This is a genomic window from Stenotrophomonas sp. ATs4, assembly GCF_051861585.1.
Lineage (GTDB): Bacteria > Pseudomonadota > Gammaproteobacteria > Xanthomonadales > Xanthomonadaceae > Stenotrophomonas > Stenotrophomonas maltophilia_AS.
The window spans coordinates 46,890-70,158 of sequence record NZ_JBLYPK010000011.1 but is presented as its reverse complement, the minus strand read 5'-3'; the positions used below and the strand labels follow the sequence as shown (position 1 = coordinate 70,158).

The window sequence follows — 23,269 nt, the reverse complement described above, 5'->3', positions numbered from 1 at the left end:
CGTGCCCGACCGGCATGGCCGGTGGGCTGTCACTGCGTTTCGACAGGCGGCCGCGCCAGGGGCAGCGGCCGCACGGTGGGGGCGAAGCGGGTGCCTTACAGCAACACGCGGCGCATGTCGGCCAGCACCTGCGACAGGTACGTGGTGAAGCGTGCGGCCAGGGCGCCATCGATGACGCGGTGGTCGTAGCTCAGCGACAGCGGCAGCATCAGCTTCGGTGCGAATTCCTTGCCGTTCCAGACCGGCTGGATGGACGACTTGGAGACGCCGAGGATGGCCACTTCCGGTGCATTGACGATCGGGGTGAACGCGGTGCCACCAATGCCGCCCAGCGAGCTGATCGAGAAGCAGCCGCCGCTCATGTCGGCCGGGCCCAGCTTGCCGTCGCGCGCCTTCTTGGCCAGTTCGCCGGTTTCCTGCGCGATCTGCACCACGCCCTTCTTGTCGACATCGCGGATGACCGGAACGACCAGGCCGTTGGGCGTGTCGGCGGCGAAGCCGATGTTGAAGTACTTCTTCAGGGTCAGGTTCTCGCCGCTGGCATCGAGCGACGCGTTGAACTCCGGGAACTGCTTCAGCGCCGCAGCACTGGCCTTGATCAGGAAGGCAAGCATGGTCAGCTTGATGCCGGCCTTCTCGTTCTCCTTGTTCAGCGCCACGCGCAGGCCTTCCAGGTCGGTGATATCGGCCTGTTCGAACTGGGTGACGTGCGGAATCATCGCCCAGTTGCGGGCCAGGTTCGCACCCGAGATCTTCTTGATGCGCGACAACGGCTGCACTTCGACATCGCCGAACTTGCTGAAATCGACCTTCGGCCACGGCAGCAGGTTCAGGCCACCACCGGCAGCGACAGCAGCACCGCCGGCAGCCGGCACGCCACCACTGAGTGCGGCCTTGACGAACTTCTGCACATCACCCTTGGTGATGCGGCCACCCTTCTCGGTGCCGTTGATCTGCAGCAGGTCCACGCCCAGTTCACGGGCGAATACGCGCACTGCCGGGGTGGCGTACGGCACCTTGGCCGGCAGCACGCCATCGGCGTTGAACTGCACCGGCGGGCTGGACGGGGTACCGGCCGAGGCGATTTCGCGGGCAGCCAGCTTGTCCGGCTGCGCCGGCACAGCGACCGGCTCGACCTTGGTGGCGGTCTCGGCGGCAGCCGGAGCGGCAGCAGCGGCAGCCTTGGTCGGTGCCGGCGCGGCGGCGCCCTCGGCTTCGATGATGGCGACCACATTGCCCTGCGACAGATTGTCGCCGACCTTGACCTTGATCTCCTTGACCACGCCGGCCACCGAAGACGGCACTTCCATGGTGGCCTTGTCGCTTTCCAGCGTCACCAGGCCCTGGTCCTTCTTGACCGTGTCGCCCACGGCGACCAGCACTTCGATGACCGGGATGCCGGCGTAATCGCCGATGTCCGGCACCAGCGCTTCAACCGCGCCACCGCTGGCAGCCGAAGCGGCCGGCGCAACTGCGGCCGGGGCCGGCGCGCTCTGGGCGGCGGCGGCCGGGGCAGCGGCCTTGGCCGGTGCGGGTGCCGGGGCAGCCGCGGCCGGCTTGGCAGCCTCGCCTTCAGCCACTTCGATCAGCGCCACAACCTTGCCTTCAGACAGGCTGTCACCGACCTTGACCTTGATCTCCTTGACCACACCGGCCACGGCCGACGGCACTTCCATGGTTGCCTTGTCGCTTTCCAGCGTCACCAGGCCCTGGTCCTTCTTGACCGTGTCGCCGACGGCGACAAGCACCTCGATTACCGGGATATCGCTGTAGTCACCGATATCGGGGACAAGTGCTTCCTTGATTTCGGCCATGGGGATAACTCCGGCAATCTGGTGTAGGGAAACGTCTATTGTGCGGCCAGCGGGGGCCAGCGCCAACCGTTACAGGTGTTTTCAGTACGCACGCAGCCGAGACACGCTGTTGCCCATGGGTTGTGGCTGCATCCAGTCGGTAGCGTATTGTCCGGACAATGTCGGCTTCATGTCGCCAGTGCGTCGGCCACCGGCTGCCAGGCCAGGCGCAGGCGCGACAACGACCACGCCGCATTGGCCGGGCTGGTGGACGGCAGTGCCAGCAGCCTCGGTGGCGCCTTGAGCCCGGGCAGTACCCAACGCTGGAATGCCTGCAGCGCCGCGCCGCCGTTGCAACCGATCAGCTCCAGCTCAGGAAGCGAGGCGATCAGTGCCGGTAGTGCATTGGGTATTTCCGTACCACGCACGATGTCGGCATCCAGGCTGCCGCGCCGTTCGCACTGGCCGATCACATCCCACAGGCCGATCTTTGCCGCCATCAAGGCCTGCAGCCGTTGCGGGTAGGCCAGGGTCACGTCGAAACCGCAGATATCGGCCAGCAGCGGCCAGAATCGATTGCGCGGGTGCGCGTAATAGCGCTGCTCCTGCAATGACGCAACGCCCGGCATCGAGCCCAGCAGCAGCACCCGGCACTCCACGTTCACCTGCGCTTGCAGGCCGATGCACATCGTTGCTTCGCTCACATCTTCTCCAACTGCATGAATGCCGCTGATGGCCGAAAAGCCCATGAAAACAGGCTTTCCGCTCCAGTCGCTGAACAAAGAAAACTATTTTTTAACGCGCGTCGGATTCGATTCATGTTGGGGCGACTACGGTGTGCTCGCCCCGCAACCGGGGGCCCAAAACAAGAAACATTAGGAGATACCCCCATGCGCTCCATCCGTATCCTGAGTCTCGCCCTGCTGACCTCCGCCGCGTTCGCGCCGGCCGCTTTCGCCCAGGACAGCAGCAGCACCGACACCGCTTCGGGCAAGCATTTTGCCGTTGTTGGCGGCATCTCGCTGCTGGAACCGAAGAACGACCCGATCACCGGCGTGAAGAAGACCGATGGCGGCCCGGCGCCGACCGTCAGCTTCAGCTACTACATCAACGACAACTGGGCCGTTGAACTGTGGGGCGCTGCCGACAAGTTCGACAACAAGTTCAAGGGCCCGGACAACGCCCGCCTGGGCTCGGTCGAGCAGCAGCCGATCGCGCTGAGCGGCCAGTACCACTTCGGCCAGGCTGACAACGTGTTCCGTCCGTTCGTGGGCGTGGGCTACTACCAGTCGAGCTTCAGCAACGAGAAGCTGGGCAACGGCGCTGACACCGACATCCGCTTCAAGGATGCCAAGGGCGTGATCGGCACCGTCGGCGTGGACATGAACATCAACTCCACCTGGTTCGCCCGTGCCGATGCGCGCTACATGCGCTCGCGCCCGGACGTGAAGGTCGGCGGCGAGAAGATCGGTGAAGCCAAGATGGATCCGTGGACCGTCGGCTTCGGCATCGGTGCCCGCTTCTGATCCAGGCAGTACCTGCTTCATTGATGTAACGCGACGGGCCCTACGGGGCCCGTCGTCGTTTCCGTCACCTGCGTTCTGTAGAGTCGAGCCATGCTCGACTTCTGGAAAAGCAGCCGAGCATGGATTCGACTCTACACACACAGGATGCGGAGGCGCGATGCACGACGTCGACCTGCTGGTGATCGGTGGCGGCATCAACGGTGCCGGCATTGCCCGTGATGCCAGCGGTCGTGGCCTGCGCGTGCTGCTGTGCGAGCAGCATGACCTCGCTGCGCATACATCCAGTGCCAGCAGCAAGTTGATCCACGGTGGCCTGCGCTATCTGGAACAGCGCGAGTTCGGCCTGGTGCGCAAGGCCTTGAGCGAACGCGAGATCGTGCGACGTCAGGCCCCGTACCTGGTCCGGCCGCTGCGTTTCGTGCTGCCCTGGGAACCGCACCTGCGCCCACGCTGGTTGCTCCGCACGGGCTTGTGGCTGTACGACCACCTTGGGCCGCGCAGCCCGGCCTTCCCTGCATCGGGCGCGCTGGACCTGCGCCATGACCCACTGGGCGCACAGCTTTCGCCATCGCTGCGACAGGGCTTCAGCTATGCCGACGCGCAGGTCGATGATGCGCGTCTGGTCGTCCTCAATGCACTGGATGCCGCGCAACGCGGTGCACAGGTGCAGGTCCACAGCCGCTGCGCCGATCTGCGCGCCGAGCAGGGCCGCTGGCACGTGCTGCTGGAAACCAGCGATGGCCAGCAGCAGGCGCTGACCACCCGTGCTGTGGTCAACGCTGGCGGTCCCTGGGCCGGTGGCCTGCTGGATCGGATGCAGCCGCGCAGCGCCGGCCCTGCCCTGCGCCTGGTGCAGGGCAGCCACCTGGTCCTTCGCCGCGCGTGGCCTGACGACAGCGCCTGCCTGCTGCAGCAACCCGATGGCCGCGTGGTGTTCCTGCTGCCGTTCGCCCACGACCACCTGCTGGTCGGCACCACCGACACGGACTATCGCGGCGACCCGGCACGCTGCAGCGTACTGCCTTCCGAAGTCGCCTACCTGTGCGAGGCGGCCAACCGCTATCTGCGCGAACCGATCACTCCGGAAGACGTGGTCTGGCAGTTCGCAGGCGTGCGCCCATTGCTGGCCGACCCCGACCCGCGCGCGGCGAAGCTGAGCCGCGACTACCGCCTGCAGCTGCAGTCGGAGCCCGCACCGGCACTGCATGTGCTCGGCGGCAAACTGACCACCTACCGGGTACTGGCCGAGGAGGCACTGGAACTGCTCCGTCCGCAGCTGCCACAGATGGGCCCGGCCTGGACCGCCGGCGGTGAGCCGTTGCCGGGCAGCGACTGGGGCGACGCCGCCCAGGCATGCTCGCGCCTGCTGGCATCGGCCCCGTGGCTGCCGGCAGACACCGCGCGCCGGTGGGCCGAAGCCTATGGCAGCCGCAGCGTCGCCCTGCTGCAGGATGCGCAGGGCACGGACGACCTGGGCGAAGCCTTCGGCGGCGGCCTGCACGCACGCGAAGTGGCGTTCCTGCGTGACCACGAGTGGGCGCGCACCGCGGAGGACGTGCTGTGGCGCAGGAGCAAGCTGGGCCTGCGCCTGGATGCCATGCAGGTGGCACGGCTGCAGGCGTGGATGGAGCATCCCACCCTGTAGAGCCGAGCCATGCTCGGCTGCGTTGTGCAAATGCAGCCGAGCATGGCTCGGCTCTACAGAGAGAAAGGTAAGTTACCCTGACCGTTCTACCGGAGACGCTGCATGACGCCCCGCTACGTGCTGGCCATCGACCAGGGCACCACCAGTTCGCGCGCGATCCTGTTCGACCATGCCGGTGACATCGTCGGTAGCGCGCAGCGCGAGTTTGCGCAGATCTTCCCGCAGCCCGGCTGGGTGGAGCATGACCCGCGCGAGATCCTCACCAGTGTCTATGCCACGCTGACCGAACTGCTCAGTCGCGGGCAGATCGACCCACGTCATATTGCCGCACTGGGCATCACCAACCAGCGTGAAACCACGGTGGTCTGGGACCGCGCCAGCGGCCAGCCGATCCACAACGCCATCGTCTGGCAGTCGCGGCAGAGCCACGCCATCTGCGAGCGCTTGAAGTCCGAAGGCCATGAAGCGTTGGTCCGTGAGCGCACCGGCCTGTTGATTGATGCCTATTTTTCAGCCACCAAGATCCGCTGGATCCTCGACCACGTGGAGGGTGCACAACAGCGTGCCGAACGCGGCGAACTACTGTTCGGCACCATCGACAGCTGGCTGGTGTGGAACCTGAGCGGTGGCCAGGCGCACGTGACCGACTACAGCAATGCGGCACGTACCCTGCTGTTCAACATCCACACGCTGGACTGGGATGACGAACTGCTGGCGCTGCTGGATATCCCGCGCGCGATGCTGCCGCAGGTACGCGACTCCAGTTCCGTGTACGCGCACACGCGACCGCAGTTCTTCTTCGACCACCCGATTCCGATCGCCGGCATCGCCGGTGACCAGCAGGCCGCCCTGTTCGGCCAGGCCTGCTTCCAGCCGGGCATGGTCAAGAACACCTATGGCACCGGCTGCTTCATGCTGATGCATACCGGCGCGCAGGCGGTGCGCTCGCGCAACGGTCTGCTGACCACCATCGCCTGGGGCCTGGACGGACGCGTGGAGTATGCGCTGGAGGGTTCGATCTTCGTCGCCGGTTCTGTGGTGCAGTGGCTGCGCGATGGGCTGCGCATGATCGAGCGCGCCGGTGACAGCCAGGCGCTGGCCGCGCAGGTACCGGACAGCGGCGGCGTGTACCTGGTACCGGCCTTCGTCGGCCTGGGCGCCCCCTATTGGCGCAGTGACGTGCGCGGGGCGATGTTCGGCCTGACCCGCGGCACCCGCAAGGCGCACTTCGTGCGTGCGGCGCTGGAGGCCATGGCCTACCAGACCCGCGACGTGCTTGATGCGATGCAATCCGATGCAGGCATCGCGTTGACCGAGCTGCGCGCCGACGGTGGTGCGATCGGCAACGACTTCCTGGCCGGGTTCCAGGCCGACATCCTCGGCGTGCCGTTGCTGCGACCACGGCTGACCGAGACCACCGCGCTGGGTGCGGCTTACCTGGCCGGGTTGGCGGTGGGTTTCTGGTCAAGCCGTGAGCAGATCGCGGCGCAGTGGGGCCTGGACCGGCGCTTCGAGCCACAGATGGAGGTGGCCCGGCGCGAGAAGCTGTATGCCGGTTGGCAGCAGGCCGTGGCGGCCACCCTCGCCTTCCACGTTGATTGAGGGGTAGTGCCGGCCGCTGGCCGGCAACCCCATGATCCTTGGCGGCGTTTACAGATTGCCGGCCAGCGGCCGGCACTACCGCATGACCAGAACGTCCGTAGCGCCGGTCAGAACGCCGGCAGCACCGCGCCCTTGTACTTGGTCTCGATGAAGGCCTTCACCTGCGGGCTGGTCAGGGCCTTGGCCAGCTTCTGCACGCGGGCGTCGTCCTTGTTGTCCGGGCGCGCGACCAGGAAGTTCACGTACGGCGAGTCCATGCTCTCGATCGCCAATGCGTCCTTGGTCGGGTTGAGGCCGGCGTCCAGCGCGTAGTTGGTGTTGATCAGGGCCAGGTCCACCTGGTCCAGCACACGCGGCAGCATCGCCGAATCCAGCTCGCGGAACTTCAGCTTCTTCGGGTTGGCGGCGATGTCGCGCTGGGTCGACAGCGCGTTGGTCGGATCCTTCAGCTCGATCACACCGGCCTTGTGCAGCAGGATCAGCGCGCGGCTGTTGTTGCTCGGGTCGTTCGGGATCACCACATCGGCGCCTTCGCGCAGCTCGGCCAGCGACTTGATCTTGCGCGAGTACGCCCCGAACGGCTCGATATGCACGCCGATGACCTTCACCAGGTCGCTCTTGCGATCACGGTTGTAGGCATCCAGGTACGGCTCGGTCTGGAAGTAGTTGGCATCCACCTGCTTCTGCACCAGCTGATCGTTGGGCTGCACGTAGTCGTTGAACACGCGCACGTCCAGGTCCACGCCTTCCTCCTTGAGGATCGGCTTGACCACTTCGAGGATCTCGGCATGCGGCACGGCCGTGGCAGCCACCACCAGCTTCTGCGAGGGCTCGCCGGACTTGCCGCAGGCGGTCAGGGCCAGCGCAGCGGCGAACAGGGGCAGCAACAGGGTCTTCTTCATGGGCGCAATCGATCTCGGGGGGAGTGTCAGGATTTTTCGTAGTTGGTCAGGGCCAGTTCCAGCAGCGCCTTGGCCTGCTCGCGCAGCATCACCGGCTCGACAATCTCGGCGTCCGATCCGTAGTGCAGCACGTCCATCAACAGTTCGCGCGAGACGCTGTACGGCACCTTCAGTTCATAGCGGCCGTCGGCCAGGAAACGGCCCTGCTGCTTGGAATGCCAGTGCTCGTCGGCCACCCAGCGTGCAGCCTTGGCGCTGAACAGAATGGTCGCCCAGCCCTTCGGTGCACCGGAGAAGATGCCGTAGCTGGCGCCCAGCTGCTCGTCCAATTCGCTGTCGGCAACGTCGCGGGCGGTGCTGTCGACCACCCGCGCCTTGTGGATTCGGTCCACGGCGAAGCTGCGCAGCGCCTCGCGGTCATGGTCCCAGGCATCCAGGTACCAGTTGTCGCGGTAGTGGGTCAGGCGCTGCGGCGAGACCGTACGCTTGGTCGGCTCGTCGGTGGAACGGGCCCGGTATTCGAATGCCAGCTGGCGTCGCTCCAGCACGGCCGAGGCCACGCTGCGGAAGCTGCCCTCGTCGAACTTGCGGCCACGGTGCGGAATCACCCGCACACGGTCCACCGGCCAGTTGGAAACGCCGGCCTGGGCCGCCAGCAGGCTTTCAATGCGCTGCTGCAACGGTGCCAGCACCGAGGACAGCACACCGCCGCCGGTCCGTGCCAGCAGGTGCTGCGAGGCCAGCAGGGCGTGCAACTCTTCCGAGCTCAGCCACAGGCCGGGCAGCTCGAAGCGGTCACTCTCGTCGGCCTGGTAGCGGAAGCCCGCCTCGCCGTCCCCCTCGATCGGTGCCATCAGCGCATCGCGCAGGAAGGCCAGGTCGCGGTAGACAGTGGCACGGGAACAACCGAGCTTGTCCTGCAGGGTCGCCACCGTCACCGGATAGCGCGCGGACTTGAGCAGACGATGCAGGGCGGTGATGCGTTCGTATCGGTCCATACCCCCGATTATGTCCGAGTCGCGGGTCTTGTGTGGGACGTTTGGGCTATCGTGGGCACCCCCGCCCCCAGGAACACGCGATGCGCCGGTTGCCTGCTCTGCCCCTGCTGGCCTGTCTGCTGCTGGCCGCCTGCGATCGCGCACCGGCTCCGGCCAGCGGCGGAGCCGGTGCCGCCGTCCCCGCCGCCGATCCGGCACAGGCGGTGCTCGCGGCCAGCCAGCGCTTCGCTGCACTGCGCAGCTTCCATGCCGAGCTGGAGGTACTGGGTGCACCGCAGCCGGTGCGCAGCGCCATGGACTTCGTCGCCCCCGATCGTTTCCGGGTGGAGACTCCGGCCGGGCCGCAGACCATCATCGGCGACACCATGTTCCTGCGGGCCGAGGGTGGGGTCCGCCAGGTACCGACCCCGCCGGGGCTCCTCGAGCAATGGCGCAACCCGCTGCCGGCCGATGCCCTGCCCGCCGATCTGCAGGCCGAAGACCTCGGCAGCCAGACGCTGGACGGGGTCGAGACGCGTCACTACCGCCTGCGCGGTGCCCAGCCCAGCGAACGGCTGGAGTACTGGGTGGACGCCAAGGGACTCCCGCGGCAGATCGTACGCAGCGGCAACAGCAACGGCCGCAGCTTCCAGCTGCGGCTGCGCTATTCGCGCTTCAACGACCCGGCATTGCGCGTCGATCTACCCTGAATGGGGCGTCTCAGCAACGTTTCCTGAAGCGCGTTTTGGATCGATTCGGACCGCCATCACGCTTCCAGTATCATCACCGGCTGCCAACCGCTTCGGAGAAGCCCCGATGTCCCTGCGTGTGTCCCTGCTGATCCCCCTGCTGCTGTGCGCCCCGCTGGCGTATGCGCAGGATGCCTCCGAACTGGCGGCGATGTCCTCGCCGTGGAGCGGCAGTGGCGGCGAGCTGGGCTTCGCCTCGGCACGCGGCAACAGCAGCACCGAGAGTTTCAACGGCCGCCTGCGCCTGCGCTATACCGACGGCGACTGGGTACACAGCATGGACCTGGCCGGCCTGCGCTCCAGCTCCAAGGTGATCGAGACCCACGACGACGGCTCCACCAGCCGCCGCAACAACACCACGGCCAACCGCTACACCGGCAGTGCCGGCAGCGCGCTGCAGCTGGGCGAGCACCGCCAGCTGACGGCCACGGTGCGTACCGAGCGTGACGACTTCGCCACCTACGACCGCCAGAGCTCGTTCGGTCTGGGTTACGGCACCCGCCTGTGGAACACCGAGCGCTTCTCGTTCGACGCGCAGATCGGCCCCGGTGTGCGCCGCACCCACAGCACCGAGGACGACCGCACCCGCACCGGCATGATCGGCCGCGGCCTGTTCGACATGAAGTACTCGCTGACCGACAACACCGACCTGGTCAACACCCTGCTGGTCGAATCGGGTTCCTACAACACCTTCGGCCAGAACGACTTCGGCGTTTCGGTGAGCATGAACGAACATCTGGCGCTGAAGGCCGGCTGGCAGGCGCGTTACAACAGCGACGTGGCCGAGGACAAGCGCAAGACCGATACGCTGACCACGATGAACGTGGTCTACAAGTTCAAGTAAGAAAACGGGCGCCAAGGCGCCCGTTCTTCTTTCGGTAGTGCCGGCCGCTGGCCGGCAACTGCATTCAAATGGTGGCATGAGGTTGCCGGCCAGCGGCCGGCACTACCTGCGGTGGCTCAGACGTTCAGCAGTTCGCCGGCGCCATCATCCAGCAGCATCTTCGCCACGCGCTGGCCCAGCGTTTCCGGGTCACTGGCCGGGCCCACGGCCTCGGCACGCACCGCACGCCCATCGCTGGCGCTGCCAACCAGCCCCTGCAGGTGCAGGTCGTCGCCCTGCCACTGCGCGATCGCGGCCACCGGCACGTGGCAGCTGCCATGCAGCGCGCGGTTCATCGCCCGCTCGGCTTCGACGCAGGCACGGGTGGTCGCGTCATCAAGGCCGGCGAACAGCGCCATCACGCGCGTATTGCTGCCATCACATTCCACCGCCACCGCGCCCTGTGCCGGCGCCGGCAGCCACTGCGGCGGTTGCAGGCGCGCGACGATGCGCTCGCCCAGTCCCAGCCGCTCCAGCCCGGCCACGGCCAACACGATGGCGTCGTAACCGCCGTTGTCGAGCTTGGCCAGGCGGGTGTTGACGTTGCCACGCAGGTCCAGCAGCTGCAGGTCCGGTCGCAGCGCGCGCAGCTGCGCCTGCCGACGCAGCGACGAAGTCCCCACCCGCGCACCGATCGGCAGTGCATCCAGCGAGGCATACAGATTGGAGACGAAACCATCGGCCGGATCATGGCGGGTGAGCATTGCCGGCAACGCGAACGGTTCGTCCAGTTCCATGGGCACGTCCTTGAGCGAATGCACGGCGCAGTCAGCCTCGCCGCGCAGCATCGCCAGCTCCAGTTCCTTCAGGAACAGGCCCTTGCCGCCGATGGCAGCCAGCGACCGATCAAGCACCTCATCACCGCGGGTGCTCATCGGCACCAGTTCCACATGCAGGCCGGGGTGGGCCTGGCGCAGGCGGTCGGCGACGTGTTCGCTCTGCCAGAGGGCGAGCGGGCTCTTGCGGGTGGCGATGCGGACGGTTTCCATCCGGTCATTATCGCGCCTTCGGCGCGGATACGGCCAACGGCGGAGCCCCTCGTGGCTGGGGCTATCAAAGCAGAAGCCGTGCTTGGCCGGGGCGGTGAGGTCATGCGGGGACGCCGTGAACCCATCCCTGGGGGCTTGGCCGCGGCATCCATGCCGCGGACACCCCGCCTGACCCCACCGCCCCGGCCTTTGACAGTTTCCGTGTGCGTCAGCCACGGAAGATCAGAAGAAAAAATCAAAAGCCGATTGCTTCCGGGGTCAGATCCCTTTTCCCCCACCCGATAACAACAATGCCTTTGCCGTCCGACGCGGGAAAAACGAGAGGGTTGGGCCGAGGTGGGGTGGCGGGACCGTTGGCGCCATGGGCCTGAGGCATGCCTCGGGCGGGTTGGGCAGGACGCCCAACCCCGGTCTTGCCGTGTGCGCAGGACAGCGCACACGAGCAAGGCGCCATCGAGCTTACAGGGATGTACTTGCAGCATGTCCCGCCACCCCACCCCGGCCCGACCCAGCACGTAGCAGCACCGAGCCATGACCCGCTGTTGCTGTTGCTGTTGCTGTTGCTTTCGACATTGCTCGTAAGCAGTCGCGGCCGCAGGCCGCGCGGAACACTCACAGATGCCGCAGTTCCTGCTTCAGCGTCGCCACGCAACGGCGGCTGACTTCCAGCTGTTGCTTGCCATGCCGCAGCACCGCCTGCACCTGCCCGCCCGTGCCACGGCGCAGTTCCACCAACTCATGGCGCGCCACCAGGCAGTTGCGATGGATGCGGATGAAGCGGCTGGCGAACTCTTCTTCCAGCGACTTCAACGACTCCTCGATCAGGTCCTCGCCGCGCGCGTGATGCACCACCACGTACTTCTCTTCGGCCTGCAGGTAGTGGATGTCGTCCAGCGGAATCAAGCGCAGGCTGCCGCGCAGGCGCGCGCACAGCACGCTGCGGGCCTGCTGCCCGCGGTGGTCCTGCGGCTGGCCATCACGGCCGGCCAGGAATGTGCGTGCCCGCGCGATGGCGGCTGCCAAGCGCTCGGCACGCACCGGCTTCATCAGGTAATCAATCGCGGCCGCCTCGAACGCCGACAGCGCATGGGCATCGTAGGCGGTGCAGAACACCACCGCCGGACGCGGCTCGAAGCTGGCCAGGTGGCGAGCAGCTTCCAGGCCATCCAGCCCGGGCATCGCGATATCCAGCAGGACCAAGTCCGGCTGCAGTTCCGCGCACGCGTGCAGGGCCTGCTCGCCGTTGCCGGCCTCGGCCACTACATCCACGCCTTCCTGCGCGGCCAGCAGGCTGCGCAGTCGCTCGCGCGCCAGCGGTTCGTCATCGGCGATGACCACCCTCACGATCGTCCCCTCACTGGATCGGCACCGTCACCTGACAGGCATAGTAGCCCTCGCTCCAGCCAGCCGTCATCCGCGCGGCACTGCCGAAGCGCCAGGCCAGGCGATGGCCGATGCTGTGCTGGGCATGACCCGCACCGCGTGCCAGGGCCAGCCCCGGGGCCTGCGGGTCGGGTGCCGGGTTGCGCACGCGGATCTGCAGTTCATTGCCCTCGCGGGCGAGCTGCAGTTCGATGGTGCCGCCCGCGGGCAGGCGCGAGATGCCATGCAACACGGCATTTTCCACCAGCGGCTGCAATACCAGCCTCGGCAAGGGCAGGTCCCACGGCAGTGGCTCGTCGCGCTGCCAGTGCACCTGCAGGCGCTCGCCCAGGCGCAGCGATTCAATCGACAGGTAGCGCTCGGCCAGCTCGCATTCGTCGCGCAGGGTGGAATCGCCCTCGCCCGCACCCAAGGCGGCGCGGAACAGATCGGACAGATCCAGCACCGCCCGCTCAGCGACCGCCGGGTCGCGGTGCAGCAGGCTGGCGATCAGGTTCATGCTGTTGAACAGGAAGTGGGGACGGATCCGTGCCTGCAGCGCATCGGCCTGCGCACGTGCGTTGGCCTGCACCTGTGCGGCCCAGCGATCACTCACATAGAAATAGCGCAGCGCCAGCGCGCTGATCAGTGCGGTGGTTGCGGCACTGCCGAGAGTGAAGCGCCAGAAGCTGATGCCGCGGGCGAAGTTGTCACCCAGCACCGCATACAGGGCATGCACGATTCCGGCGCAGACCACCGCGATCATCGCCGCCAGCACAATCGCCGTTGCTGCGCCCAGCATCTGCGGCAGCTTCGACAGCGCCTGCCGCAGCAGGCACAGGCTGGCGGTTACTGCCAGCGCCAGCCACAGCGCAAAGCCACTGGCCGAAAGCAGTTCGCCGACGGTCCAGTGGCGGCTGCCATCGGGCGCCAGGGCCAGCACCACCACCACCAGTTCGGCCAGGCCAAGCATCGCCGCCAGCCGCGGCAGGCGGCACAGTTCCGGCATCCACGGCGGTGTGCTTGCCGGAGACATGGCTCAGGCGGCGCCCAGGCGTTCCTGCAGCCAGTCACCCAGCGCCTGGATCTCTTCGGCGCAGACCTGGTGGGCCATCGGGTAGCTGTGCCATTCCACGTCCAGGCCCAGCGCCTGCAGCGCCTGCCCGCTGTGCACGGCCACCGCCTGCGGAATCACCGGATCGCTGCTGCCGTGAGCCATGAACACAGGCACCTGTACGGCACCTTCAACGCGCTTGGCGCTGTCGGCTTCGGGCAGATAGGTGGACAGTGCGATCAGGCCGGCCAGCGGCGCGGTACGCGACAGCGCGGCGGTGAGGATGATTGCCCCGCCCTGCGAGAAGCCGGCCAGGAAGATCTTCTCCGGCGCGATGCCGCGTTCGATCTCACGGGCGATCATCGCATCGAGCTGCTGCACCGATTCCTGCACCCCGGCCATGTCGGCGCGCGAACGGAAGTCCATGCCGACGATGTCGTACCAGCCGCGCATCGGCACGCCGTTGTTGATCGTGATCGGCCGCACCGGTGCATGCGGAAACACGAAACGCAGCGCCGGCCAGTGCGGGCGCACCAGTTCCGGCACGATCGGAGCGAAGTCATGGCCATCGGCGCCGAGGCCGTGCAGCCAGATCACCGACCACTGCGGCGAAGCGCCGGTTTCCTGTTCCACCGTTTGCAGCATGATGCGGCTCCTTCAAGTTCGAGCCGCATTATGCCGCTGCCGCGGGGAGATCAGTACAGCGGTGGTTGCTCGGCCGCTTCCCGGCGCAGCTGCGCGGCACGCACCAGCACCGGCGGCGGGATGTTCTCTTCGGGAATGTCGAGCAGGCCGAGGCGATGCAGGAAGGCGCCGGGGCCACGCGAGGAGGTCAGTGCCACCACCGGAATGGCCAGCACCATGCCGATCACCACCGGCGCCATCCACAGTGCCAGCGACGGCGACACCGCCCACGCCAGCATGCCCATGAAGGCACCGAACACGCCCAGGCCACCGTAGCCGCGGATCAGGGCCAACCAGGAGATGCCGCCGTCGTCGCGCTGCTGGGCATCCCAACCCGAATCGCGGCCGGACAGCACTTCGGCCACGCCACGCGACTGCACGTACATCACCACCGGCGCCATCAGTGCGGCCAGCACGGTTTCCACCAGCATCGATACGAACGCGCGGATCGCTCCACCGCAGCCGCGGCGGTCGACCGGGTCGAGCAGCATCGCCAGGTAGCCCAGCACCTTGGGCAGCAACAGCACGGCCATGGTGGCGGCGAACAGGCGTACTACCTGTTCCTCGTCCTGGGCACGCCAGTACACGCTGGGCGACAGGTGCAGCAGGGCGTTGAAGTCGATGCCCTCCTGGAACAACGGGATGGCAATGCCGATCAGCATCAGCATCGCCCACATCGGCGCGGTGAAGTAATGGCCGATGCCGATCAGCATGTGCATGCGGCTGATCCAGTGCAGGCCACGACTGCCCACCACCTTGCCGTGCTGCAGGTTGCCCTGGCACCAGCGGCGGTCGCGCACCAGCAGGTCGGTGAGGGTCGGCGGACCTTCCTCGTAGCTGCCACCCAGGTAGGGCACCATGTGCGCGGCCCAGCCACCACGGCGCATCAGCGCCGCTTCGACGAAATCGTGGCTGAGCACGTGGCCGCCAAACGGCTTGCGTCCCGGCAGCGCCGGCAGGCCGGCCTGATCGGCGAAGGCGCGGGTACGGATGATCGCGTTGTGGCCCCAGTAGTTGCTCTCGGCGCCATGCCACCAGGCCACGCCGCGGGCAATCACCGGCCCATACACGCGGCCACCGAACTGCTGCATGCGGGCAAACAGGGTACGGCCACCGATCACCGAGGGCAGGGTCTGGATCAGGCCAACGTCGGCGTTGTGTTCCATGCCGGCCACCAGGCGCACGATGCTGTCGCCGGTCATCAGGCTGTCGGCATCCAGGATCAGCATCTGCGGGTAGGCGCCACCGAAGCGGCGCACCCAGTCGGCGATGTTGCCCGCCTTGCGCGCGCCGTTGTCACTGCGGCGGCGGTAGAACAGCCGCCGCTGGCCGTCGGGCACGCGCTCACGGAGTTCGGCGAACACCTGCTCCTCGGCCCGTGCGATGTCCTCGCGGCGGGTATCGCTGAGCACGAAGAAGTCGAAACGTTCCAGCTGCCCGGTGGCCGCCACCGATTCGTAGATCGCCTGCAGGCCGGCCAGCAGCCGGCGCGGGTCTTCGTTGTAGGTCGGCATCAGCAGCGCGGTACGGCTGTGCACGGTGGGCAGCGGTTTGTCCGGGTCGATGCCGAGGCGGTAGCCACGGTCGAACACGGCGGTCAGGAAGCCGGCCACGGCACTGGCAAAGGACAGCGCGATCCACGCAAACAGGCCAACGAACAGCACCAGCAGGCAGGCTTCGAGCACGCTGATGCCATTGGCCGACAGCACCCGCCACATCATCCGGGTGGCAATGGCGGTCATGGCGAAGGCGCCGCCAAAGATGTACAGCCGGCGCAGGCCGATCATGCGCGGCGATGTGCGATGCCTGCGGACCTTCAATTCGCCGTCGCGCAGGGTCTGCTCGGGCATCTGCAGTGGCGATTCAGCAGGCAGCAGCGCCCATCCGGCGTCAAGCCGGGACGTATCCGCTTCCGCGTGGATGGTTTGCCCCCCCATGCCGCCTACTCCGCGCAGTCGGCACGGCCGGCCGTCCCGGCCGGGCTGCATGCACGAAGGTTCCCGGCGCGCCTTCCCGGCGCCCGCACTTGTCCTGGCTGTGCCGGCCTGTGGCCGCACAGTCGATGTCTGTCACTACCGGAACCCACACGATCTCCAACGGGGCGGAATCGAAAATGCGGCGCCAGTCTAGGGCGCTGGATGTAAGCCGCGCGCGAAGGTCTACGCCGGGATTTGTCCCCATTCAGCAAACAGCAGGCGATCTCCCTTCGGGACAACAGAATGTCATTTCGTCGCCTCGGGTACTGGATCGTAACAAACGCGAACGGTTATCATTTCATTAACCAGGCAGGTCACCGTCTCCACACGGCCGAGACCCACCCAGCTGCGCCGGTTCCAACCCTGCGCCAATGACCCATGGAAGGGGGCTGCCTGCTGTCTGCGCGCGCCTGCTGCTTCCACCGGGTCCCCTCTCCTCCGATGGAAGCCGTCATGTCCCTGTCGTCCCGCAACTGTTCTGCGCGCCTGTCGCGCACCCGCCTGTCCCGCGCCCTGGCCACCGCCTGCCTGCTCACCCTGCCCGGTCTGGCCGCCGCCGAGGCCGGCGCCGATGCCTCCACCAAGGACCTGGATACCGTGGTGGTCACCGCCTCGGGCAATCAGCAATGGATCAAGGATGCCCCGGCCAGCATCAGCGTGATCAGCCGCGAGGACATCGCACGCCAGCCGGTGCATGACCTGGCCACCCTGCTCAGCCGCGTTCCCGGCGTGACCGGCGGCCTCAGCGCCGTTGGCGAACAGTCCAAGATCAAGCTGCGCGGCATGCCGTCCAACTACACGCTGGTGCTGGTGGATGGCAAGCGCATTGGCAGTTCGGCCTCGACCAACTACCGCCCCGATCTGGGCCGCCAGGACCTGAACTGGATCTCGCCCGACCAGATCGAGCGCATCGAGGTGGTGCGCGGGCCGATGTCGTCGCTGTACGGCTCCGATGCGATGGGTGGCGTGATCAACATCATCACCAAGCGCATCGGTGATGACTGGAACGGCAGCGCCACCCACAGCTACACCCGCCCGGGCGACGGCAAGCGCGGTGACACCCAGCAGATCGGCGCGACGTTCTCCGGCCCGCTCGGCGAACGTTTCGGCCTGCGCATCGGTGCCAACAGCATGCGCCGTGATTCGGACAAGTCCAACGGCGGCGTCTACGGCAATGCCTATGCCGGCGAGAAGGACCGCAACGTCGACGCACTGCTGCAGTGGAAGCTCAGCGACGCGCAGGAACTGTCGCTGGAAGCCGGCCATGGCGTGCAGCAGTCCTTCATCGATGCCTCTCTGGAGAAGCAGGACGAAGGCGCCTGGGGTGCCAGCGAACTCAAGCGCAGTTCGCTGGCGCTCAACCACGATGGCAAGTGGAGCTTCGGCAACTCGAAGATCAGTGCCTACTGGACCGAGTACAAGAATGACATCGGCGCCACCGGCCGCTCCGAAGCCACCGATACCATCATCGAAGGCAGCCTCACCACGCCGTTCACGCTGGGCGTTGAACACCAGTTCGCCGTGGGTGGGCAGTGGAAGCGCCAGGAACTGACCAACACCGATACCATCGGCCGCGCGCCGATCGACTACGCCGGCAACGCGGTGAACGGTTCCGACCTGGAAGTGGATACCTGGGCACTGTTCGTCGAGGACGAGCTGAAACTGCACCGCACGCTGGCGCTGACCGTGGGCGCGCGCCTGGACCACCATGAGAAGTTCGGCGGCCACGTCAGCCCCCGCGCCTACCTGGTCTGGCACCCGGCCGAACAGTGGACGATCCGCGGTGGTGTCTCCAAGGGCTTCCGCGCCCCCAGCCTGACCGAAAATTCGCCCAGCGCAGCCACCCAGTCCGGCGGCCGCGGCTGCACCTCGCTGATCCCGATGGGCTATACCCGCGGCGGCTGCTACATGGCCGGCAACCCGGACCTGGATCCGGAAACCAGCACCAACCGCGAGATCGGCATCAGCTTCGACAACGATCTGGTCGATGCCGGTCTGACCTACTTCCATACCGACTTCAGGAACAAGATCGAGTACGCACCGCTGGGCAAGTTCAACGGCATCTGGTGGACGCGCATGAGCAACGTGCAGCGCGCGCGCACCAGCGGCATGGAAGGCAATCTGAACTTCCGCTTCGGCGAGCACTGGCGCTGGCGCACCTCGGCCACCTGGATGAAGGAAGCCAAGAACCTGACCACCGGCAGGAACCTGATCGATACGCCGGAGTTCTCCGGCTATTCGTCGCTGGACTGGACGCCCAACACGGTGTTCTCCAGCAGCCTGTCGGCGCAGTACACCGGCAAGCAGACCGGTACGGCCACAACCTTCCTCAAGGCCTACACCCTGTATGACCTGACCGCGGCCTGGAACGTCAACGAGGTGCTGACCCTGCGCGGCGGCGTCAGCAATCTGGTCGACAAGAAGCTGTATGCGGAAGGCTCCACCGACTACTTCGTGGCCGGGCGCAGCTACTTCCTGAGCATGACCGCACGGTTCTGACCGGCGGCGCGCGCCGCGATCGCGCTGGCGACAGGCCAGCGCGATCGGCGGTGTTGCGGATTACTCGCTTGCCAGTGCGGCCGGGGCCGCTTTCTGCGTAGCGGCCGTGCGTGCACGGTCCATCGCCACCGCCAGTTGCTGGCGTGCGAGCAGCTGTTGTGCCTGCACCACTTCAGGTGTCGGCAGGAGCACCGGTCCCGGTGCGTTTTCCGGTGTAGCAGGTGTGGTCATGCAACCTCCATGGACATCCCGCCGCCGCCCGGATTCAGCTGGGGCGGTAGCGGAACTGCGCACCGTATCCTAAAAACAAGGCGGGTGGGTGACGGCGCGACGCCCCGCCGCAGCCCTGCACATGCAAGGCGCGTCACATTTTTGACGGCGGAGAGTAGTTTCCTGAACCGGCGGCCTCGTATCATGTAATCGTTTTCCTACAAGGACGTAATCGTCAATGAACGCAGTCGACCTCTCCCACTTCAGCCCGAAGTGGCAGTTCCGCTTCAACTTCTTCCAGCAGCATGGCGCTCCGAAGGAGCCGCGTTTCAAGGAAGCCTGGAAGGCGCTGTCCTTCGGCGACCGCCTCAAGATCAACATCAATTTCTTCGCCTTCTTCTTCGGCTTCATCTACCTGTTCATTCTGGGCATGTGGCGCAAGGCGCTGGTGGTGATCGGCATCGGCATCGTGCTGGGCATCGTCTCCCTGTTCCTGCCGGATGTCGTCGCACGTCCACTGTTCATCGCCATGAACTTCCTGGTCGCCGCCAGCACCAACTACAGCTACTACCTGGAGCAGGCGAAGGGCAAAGCCAGCTGGAATCCCTTCGAAGGCATGTTCTAAGCCACGGGCGGTGCCGGCAACGGGGCCGGCACACCCACGCACAGAAACGACGACGCCCGGCATTGCCCGGGCGTCGTCGTTTTCCAATAGCGCGGTTCAGGCCGCGCGGCGTGCCGTGGTCACCGCCTCGGCCTGCAGGCGGAAGCGCGACACCGCCACCGCCAGCTGCTCGGCCTGTTCCTCCATCGCACGTGCGGCCGCACTGGCTTCTTCCACCAGTGCGGCGTTCTGCTGGGTGGTCTCGTCCATCTGCACCACGGTCTGGTTGACCTGCTCGATGCCGGCCGACTGCTCGCGCGAAGCCGCCGAGATTTCGGCCATGATCTCGTTGACCCGTCCGACCTGGCCGACGATCTCCTGCATGGTGCGGCCCGCGCCATGCACCAGCTGCGCACCGGCACCGACCTGCGCCACCGAGGCGTCAATCAACCCCTTGATCTCCTTGGCCGCGCCAGCCGAACGCTGTGCCAGCGCGCGCACTTCGCTGGCGACCACCGCGAAGCCACGGCCCTGCTCACCGGCACGTGCCGCTTCCACCGCCGCGTTCAACGCCAGGATGTTGGTCTGGAACGCAATGCCATCGATCACCGAAATGATCTCGGCAATGCGCTGCGAGGAGGCCTCGATCTGCTCCATGGTCTGCACCACCTGGCTGACCACCTGTCCACCTTCGCTGGCCACACCCGCTGCGGAACCGGCCAGGGTGTTGGCCTGCAGCGCGTGGTCGGCATTCTGGCGTACGGTGGAGGTCAGCTCTTCCATCGAAGCAGCTGTTTCTTCCAGGTTCGCAGCCTGCTGTTCGGTGCGACGCGACAGGTCACTGTTGCCCGCAGCAATCTCACCGGCGGCCAGGCGGATGCTGGCCGCAGACTGCTGGATCTGGCCGACGATTCCGGTCAGCTGCTGCACGGTGCTGTTGGCATCGTCGCGCATCACCGCGAACACGCCGTGGAAGTCGCCCTGCATGCGCGCGCAGAGGTCGCCTGCGGCGATCGCGCGCAGCAGCGTCGACAGTTCGGCCAGGTTGTGGTCACTGACCTGCATCATGGTATTGAGGGTTTCCACCATGCGGCGGAAGTCATGGTCGAAGCGCAGGGCGTCGCCACGCACCGCGAAGTCACCGGCAGCAGCGGCGGCCGCCAGTTGCTGGATCTGATCGTTGATCGCCGCCAGATTGCCCTTGGTGGTGGCCATCGCAGCGCTGAACACCGCCTTCTCGCCCGGCAACGCTTCCATGTCCACGCTGAGGTCACCCACCGCATAGCGCTGCATCACCTCGACCAGACGCTGGGTAACCGCATTGCTGGACGCAACCAGCTGGTTGCTGTCGGCCACCATCCGACCGTACTCGCCCGGGAACGCAGCGGCGTCCATGCGGTAGCTGATCTCGCCGGCATCGTGGCGACGGGCCATCTCCGCCTGCGCGGCCATCACCGACTGCAACTGCCCCCGCATGTCCTGCATCGCGTCCAGCACGCGGCCAACTTCGTCATTGCTGCGCGCTGGCAGGGTACTGTCCAGCTTGCCGGCGGCGACATCGCCGGCCACGCGCACCGCTTCGGCCAGCGGCCGGATCGCCAGCCGGCGCAGCAGCACGTAGACACCTGCACTGAGGGTCAGGGCGGCAACCACGCCAACCAGCAGGGTCAGCCACAGCAGCTGGCGCGCTTCAGCCACGATCACCGAATGCGGCACCACCACGCCCAACGCGAAGCGCTGCGGGGCATCGCCCACGCGCAGCGGTACGTACACGCGCACGTTGCCGGCCGCGTCGGGGGTGAAGGCTTCGAACCGGCGGTCGGCGGCGATGTCGGCCAGCATGCTGCGGGTCAGCGCATCGCCGCGCGGCTTGCCGATTTCGCTGGCATTGGCCGAGGCCAGCACCACGCCATTGGGCGAGAGCAGTTCGACCCGGCCGGCGCCCATCGGCTTCAGCGTGGCCAGGTGCTTCTGCAGCGCGGCCAGCGAGAAGTCGACGGTGAACACGCCGAGGAACGTGCCGTCTTCGATGATCGGTGTGCTCAGCGTGCTCATCAGCACCTGCTGGCCAGCGATGTCGTAGGCATAGGGCTCGCTGACCTTCGGCAGCTTGTCGCGGCTGGGCGCCATGTACCAGTCACCGGACCCGCTGGCGGTTTCGGTGTAGTCGGTCATCGTCGACTGCTGCGGCTTGCCGTCGTGCCAGGCCCAGTAGCTCATGTAGCGACCGGTGGCATCGTGCGCTTCGGTGTTGACGAATTCGGCGTCCTTGCCGTCGAAGGCATCGGCCTCCCACATGGTGCTCTTGCCCAGCCACTCGGGATGGGTGCGCAGCTGCTCGCCGAGCACGGCGGCCAGGCTGGCACGATCCGGAACATCGCCGCGTGCGCGCTGGGCGAGCACGGTTTCGACCATGGCGTCGTTGCTGGCGAAGGCCGTGCCCAGATCGGCCGAGACCTGGCGTGCCTCGGCGGTGGCCTCGCTGGCCATGGTCTGGCGCGAGGCGTTGACCAGGCTGGCACTGGCCTGGCGATAGATAAGGAACGCGGTCAGGCCGAAGCACAGCAACGCGATCACGGCGGTGCCAAGCATCAGCTTGTGGGCGATGCTGCCCGGGCGGCGGGCGGCGGCGGAGCGGGAAGAAGGCATGGAAGGATCCGCAAGGCAGTTCAGGACGACCGGCACCGCGAGGGCACCGCGCAGGCGCGCGATCCATCGCGCAGGCCACCGGTCGCCGGGCCGGGCCCAGCGCAGGAAGCGCACCGGGTTAGCGGCCGCCCGCCAACGAGGTTGAGGCAACCCGCTCGCACATTCCTGAACGCGCTCAGGGACAGCTCAGGCAGCTGTCACCTACCGTCTCATTCGGCCACGCGGTCCTTGATCCACTCGGCCCTCGGCAACACCTCGATGCTGCCGGCAGCGTACTGCTGCAGCACCTCATCGGGGCCGAACCGCGGCTGCCAGCCCAGTACGCTGCGGATGCGGGCGCTGTCGTAGACGCGGTCGATGCTCAGCGGCAACGGCCAGCCCCGGCGCTCGAACTCGGCCAGCAGCTGCGGCGCACGCCGGGCCAGCACCCTGCGCGGCTGGGTTGCCAGCTCCAGGCAATCCTCGCGCCGGAACGGCGTCGGCGCACAGGCGAGGTAGCGCGCGAACGCGTCACCCTGATCCAGCAGCAGCGCCGCATGCGCACTGGCAACGTCACGTGCGTCGATGCCGCGATGCAGGCGGAACATCGCCATGCGCTCGGGCGGTTCGGGAAAGCAGCGGCCCATGCGCAGCACACGTACGCTGAAGTCCGTGGTTGCCGCTGCTTCGGCCAGCGCCTCGGCCTGCAGTTTGCTGCGGTGGTAGATGGTGCGCGGCAGCGGTTCGGTGTCTTCATCGATCCAGCGGCATCCACCGGCCACCACCGCATGGCCGTACAACGCAGTGGTACTGGTCAGCACGAAACGACGGGCGCCCGCCTCGCGGGCTGCCGCCAGCAGATGCCGGGTTGCGTCCACGTTGATCTGCTGGAACACCGCATCCGGCACCAGGCCCACATGCGGCGCATGCAGGGCGGCGGTGTGGATCACTGCGTCGACGCCCTGCACCGCGCGCGCGACAGCCGGGTGATCGGTGACATCGGCGATGATGCGCGTCGTTGCAAATGGGCTGCGATCCAGCCCTACCACTTCATGGGCAGCGGCCAACGCGCCGAAGATCGCGCGCCCGATCCGCCCGGAACTGCCGGTCAACAGAATCTTCATTGAGTCCATTCACTCGAAGCGCCCGGGAACTACCGGGATGATTTGATTCTAGGCATGCAGCA

19 protein-coding genes are annotated in these 23,269 nt (G+C 66.8%); 7 read left to right on the top strand and 12 right to left on the bottom strand.

Translation table 11 applies throughout. The features are described 5' to 3' along the window. Positions 1–95: 95 nt before the first annotated feature. Positions 96–1,814 (bottom strand): dihydrolipoyllysine-residue acetyltransferase, encoded by a 1,719-nt coding sequence (aceF, locus tag ABR323_RS18580; RefSeq protein ID WP_439450359.1) that lies wholly within the window; start codon positions 1,812–1,814, stop codon positions 96–98. A 167-nt stretch (positions 1,815–1,981) separates the two neighbouring features. Then, positions 1,982–2,497, bottom strand: coding sequence for a DNA-deoxyinosine glycosylase (locus ABR323_RS18575; RefSeq protein ID WP_439450358.1), 516 nt, complete (start codon positions 2,495–2,497; stop codon positions 1,982–1,984). Positions 2,498–2,683: 186 nt separating this feature from the next. Here ABR323_RS18575 and ABR323_RS18570 point away from each other — a divergent pair, with 186 nt between their 5' ends. From ABR323_RS18570 to glpK, 3 genes are all read left to right on the top strand, one after another. Next, positions 2,684–3,319 carry an OmpW/AlkL family protein gene (locus ABR323_RS18570; RefSeq protein ID WP_010481310.1) on the top strand — a complete coding sequence of 212 codons (636 nt, stop codon included), beginning with the start codon at positions 2,684–2,686 and terminating at the stop codon, positions 3,317–3,319. A 157-nt stretch (positions 3,320–3,476) separates the two neighbouring features. Continuing rightward, positions 3,477–4,964, top strand: coding sequence for a glycerol-3-phosphate dehydrogenase (gene glpD / locus ABR323_RS18565; RefSeq protein ID WP_439450357.1), 1,488 nt, complete (start codon positions 3,477–3,479; stop codon positions 4,962–4,964). 102 nt (positions 4,965–5,066) lie between these two features. Continuing rightward, positions 5,067–6,566 (top strand): glycerol kinase GlpK, encoded by a 1,500-nt coding sequence (gene glpK, locus ABR323_RS18560; RefSeq protein ID WP_439450356.1) that lies wholly within the window; start codon positions 5,067–5,069, stop codon positions 6,564–6,566. Positions 6,567–6,673: 107 nt separating this feature from the next. Here the strand turns inward: glpK and ABR323_RS18555 are convergent, their stop codons facing one another. Together ABR323_RS18555 and ABR323_RS18550 are read right to left on the bottom strand one after the other, a co-directional pair. After that, positions 6,674–7,468 (bottom strand): MetQ/NlpA family ABC transporter substrate-binding protein, encoded by a 795-nt coding sequence (locus tag ABR323_RS18555; protein ID WP_439450355.1) that lies wholly within the window; start codon positions 7,466–7,468, stop codon positions 6,674–6,676. A 26-nt stretch (positions 7,469–7,494) separates the two neighbouring features. After that, positions 7,495–8,466 carry a helix-turn-helix transcriptional regulator gene (locus ABR323_RS18550; protein WP_439450354.1) on the bottom strand — a complete coding sequence of 324 codons (972 nt, stop codon included), beginning with the start codon at positions 8,464–8,466 and terminating at the stop codon, positions 7,495–7,497. Between the two features lie 80 nt (positions 8,467–8,546). Between ABR323_RS18550 and ABR323_RS18545 the strand changes: the two genes are divergently transcribed. After that, positions 8,547–9,155 carry a hypothetical protein gene (locus tag ABR323_RS18545; protein ID WP_439450353.1) on the top strand — a complete coding sequence of 203 codons (609 nt, stop codon included), beginning with the start codon at positions 8,547–8,549 and terminating at the stop codon, positions 9,153–9,155. Between the two features lie 106 nt (positions 9,156–9,261). Further along, the gene (locus ABR323_RS18540; RefSeq protein ID WP_135275201.1) at positions 9,262–10,038 is read left to right on the top strand and encodes a DUF481 domain-containing protein; all 777 of its coding nucleotides are present in this window, start codon (positions 9,262–9,264) and stop codon (positions 10,036–10,038) included. A 116-nt stretch (positions 10,039–10,154) separates the two neighbouring features. On the opposite strand, the gene hemC is transcribed toward ABR323_RS18540, so the two are convergent. The 5 genes from hemC to mdoH all read right to left on the bottom strand — a co-directional run bounded on the left by hemC (position 10,155) and on the right by mdoH (position 16,103). Beyond that, positions 10,155–11,066: a hydroxymethylbilane synthase gene (gene hemC / locus ABR323_RS18535; RefSeq protein ID WP_439450352.1), complete on the bottom strand. Its 912-nt coding sequence runs from the start codon at positions 11,064–11,066 to the stop codon at positions 10,155–10,157. 612 nt (positions 11,067–11,678) lie between these two features. After that, positions 11,679–12,410 carry a LytR/AlgR family response regulator transcription factor gene (locus ABR323_RS18530; RefSeq protein WP_135275203.1) on the bottom strand — a complete coding sequence of 244 codons (732 nt, stop codon included), beginning with the start codon at positions 12,408–12,410 and terminating at the stop codon, positions 11,679–11,681. A 10-nt stretch (positions 12,411–12,420) separates the two neighbouring features. Further along, on the bottom strand, positions 12,421–13,464 hold the full coding sequence (locus ABR323_RS18525; RefSeq protein WP_206141103.1) for a sensor histidine kinase: 1,044 nt from the start codon (positions 13,462–13,464) through the stop codon (positions 12,421–12,423). A gap of 3 nt (positions 13,465–13,467) precedes the next feature. Beyond that, positions 13,468–14,127, bottom strand: coding sequence for an alpha/beta hydrolase (locus tag ABR323_RS18520; RefSeq protein ID WP_439450351.1), 660 nt, complete (start codon positions 14,125–14,127; stop codon positions 13,468–13,470). 50 nt (positions 14,128–14,177) lie between these two features. Continuing rightward, the gene (gene mdoH, locus ABR323_RS18515) at positions 14,178–16,103 is read right to left on the bottom strand and encodes a glucans biosynthesis glucosyltransferase MdoH (protein WP_135275205.1); all 1,926 of its coding nucleotides are present in this window, start codon (positions 16,101–16,103) and stop codon (positions 14,178–14,180) included. 492 nt (positions 16,104–16,595) lie between these two features. Between mdoH and ABR323_RS18510 the strand changes: the two genes are divergently transcribed. After that, entirely contained in the window at positions 16,596–18,641 is a 2,046-nt protein-coding gene (locus ABR323_RS18510) for a TonB-dependent receptor domain-containing protein (RefSeq protein WP_439450350.1), read from the top strand. A 60-nt stretch (positions 18,642–18,701) separates the two neighbouring features. Here ABR323_RS18510 and ABR323_RS18505 read toward each other — a convergent pair whose 3' ends face one another. After that, the gene (locus ABR323_RS18505; RefSeq protein WP_439450349.1) at positions 18,702–18,872 is read right to left on the bottom strand and encodes a hypothetical protein; all 171 of its coding nucleotides are present in this window, start codon (positions 18,870–18,872) and stop codon (positions 18,702–18,704) included. 217 nt (positions 18,873–19,089) lie between these two features. Here ABR323_RS18505 and ABR323_RS18500 point away from each other — a divergent pair, with 217 nt between their 5' ends. After that, a complete protein-coding gene (locus tag ABR323_RS18500) occupies positions 19,090–19,476 on the top strand; it encodes a DUF2628 domain-containing protein (protein WP_439450348.1) in 387 nt (128 codons plus the stop codon). 96 nt (positions 19,477–19,572) lie between these two features. Here ABR323_RS18500 and ABR323_RS18495 read toward each other — a convergent pair whose 3' ends face one another. Beyond that, the gene (locus ABR323_RS18495) at positions 19,573–22,104 is read right to left on the bottom strand and encodes a methyl-accepting chemotaxis protein (RefSeq protein ID WP_439450347.1); all 2,532 of its coding nucleotides are present in this window, start codon (positions 22,102–22,104) and stop codon (positions 19,573–19,575) included. A 209-nt stretch (positions 22,105–22,313) separates the two neighbouring features. Continuing rightward, positions 22,314–23,207, bottom strand: coding sequence for an NAD-dependent epimerase/dehydratase family protein (locus tag ABR323_RS18490; protein WP_439450346.1), 894 nt, complete (start codon positions 23,205–23,207; stop codon positions 22,314–22,316). Positions 23,208–23,269 lie beyond the last annotated feature (62 nt).

Coding starts and splice junctions, on each gene's coding strand:
- aceF (WP_439450359.1), bottom strand. CDS start 1,814: ATGGCCGAAATCAAGGAAGCACTTGTCCCCGATATCGGTGACTACAGC.
- ABR323_RS18570 (WP_010481310.1), top strand. CDS start 2,684: ATGCGCTCCATCCGTATCCTGAGTCTCGCCCTGCTGACCTCCGCCGCG.
- glpD (WP_439450357.1), top strand. CDS start 3,477: ATGCACGACGTCGACCTGCTGGTGATCGGTGGCGGCATCAACGGTGCC.
- glpK (WP_439450356.1), top strand. CDS start 5,067: ATGACGCCCCGCTACGTGCTGGCCATCGACCAGGGCACCACCAGTTCG.
- ABR323_RS18555 (WP_439450355.1), bottom strand. CDS start 7,468: ATGAAGAAGACCCTGTTGCTGCCCCTGTTCGCCGCTGCGCTGGCCCTG.
- ABR323_RS18550 (WP_439450354.1), bottom strand. CDS start 8,466: ATGGACCGATACGAACGCATCACCGCCCTGCATCGTCTGCTCAAGTCC.
- ABR323_RS18545 (WP_439450353.1), top strand. CDS start 8,547: ATGCGCCGGTTGCCTGCTCTGCCCCTGCTGGCCTGTCTGCTGCTGGCC.
- ABR323_RS18540 (WP_135275201.1), top strand. CDS start 9,262: ATGTCCCTGCGTGTGTCCCTGCTGATCCCCCTGCTGCTGTGCGCCCCG.
- hemC (WP_439450352.1), bottom strand. CDS start 11,066: ATGGAAACCGTCCGCATCGCCACCCGCAAGAGCCCGCTCGCCCTCTGG.
- ABR323_RS18525 (WP_206141103.1), bottom strand. CDS start 13,464: ATGTCTCCGGCAAGCACACCGCCGTGGATGCCGGAACTGTGCCGCCTG.
- ABR323_RS18520 (WP_439450351.1), bottom strand. CDS start 14,127: ATGCTGCAAACGGTGGAACAGGAAACCGGCGCTTCGCCGCAGTGGTCG.
- mdoH (WP_135275205.1), bottom strand. CDS start 16,103: ATGGGGGGGCAAACCATCCACGCGGAAGCGGATACGTCCCGGCTTGAC.
- ABR323_RS18510 (WP_439450350.1), top strand. CDS start 16,596: ATGTCCCTGTCGTCCCGCAACTGTTCTGCGCGCCTGTCGCGCACCCGC.
- ABR323_RS18505 (WP_439450349.1), bottom strand. CDS start 18,872: ATGACCACACCTGCTACACCGGAAAACGCACCGGGACCGGTGCTCCTG.
- ABR323_RS18500 (WP_439450348.1), top strand. CDS start 19,090: ATGAACGCAGTCGACCTCTCCCACTTCAGCCCGAAGTGGCAGTTCCGC.
- ABR323_RS18495 (WP_439450347.1), bottom strand. CDS start 22,104: ATGCCTTCTTCCCGCTCCGCCGCCGCCCGCCGCCCGGGCAGCATCGCC.
- ABR323_RS18490 (WP_439450346.1), bottom strand. CDS start 23,207: ATGAAGATTCTGTTGACCGGCAGTTCCGGGCGGATCGGGCGCGCGATC.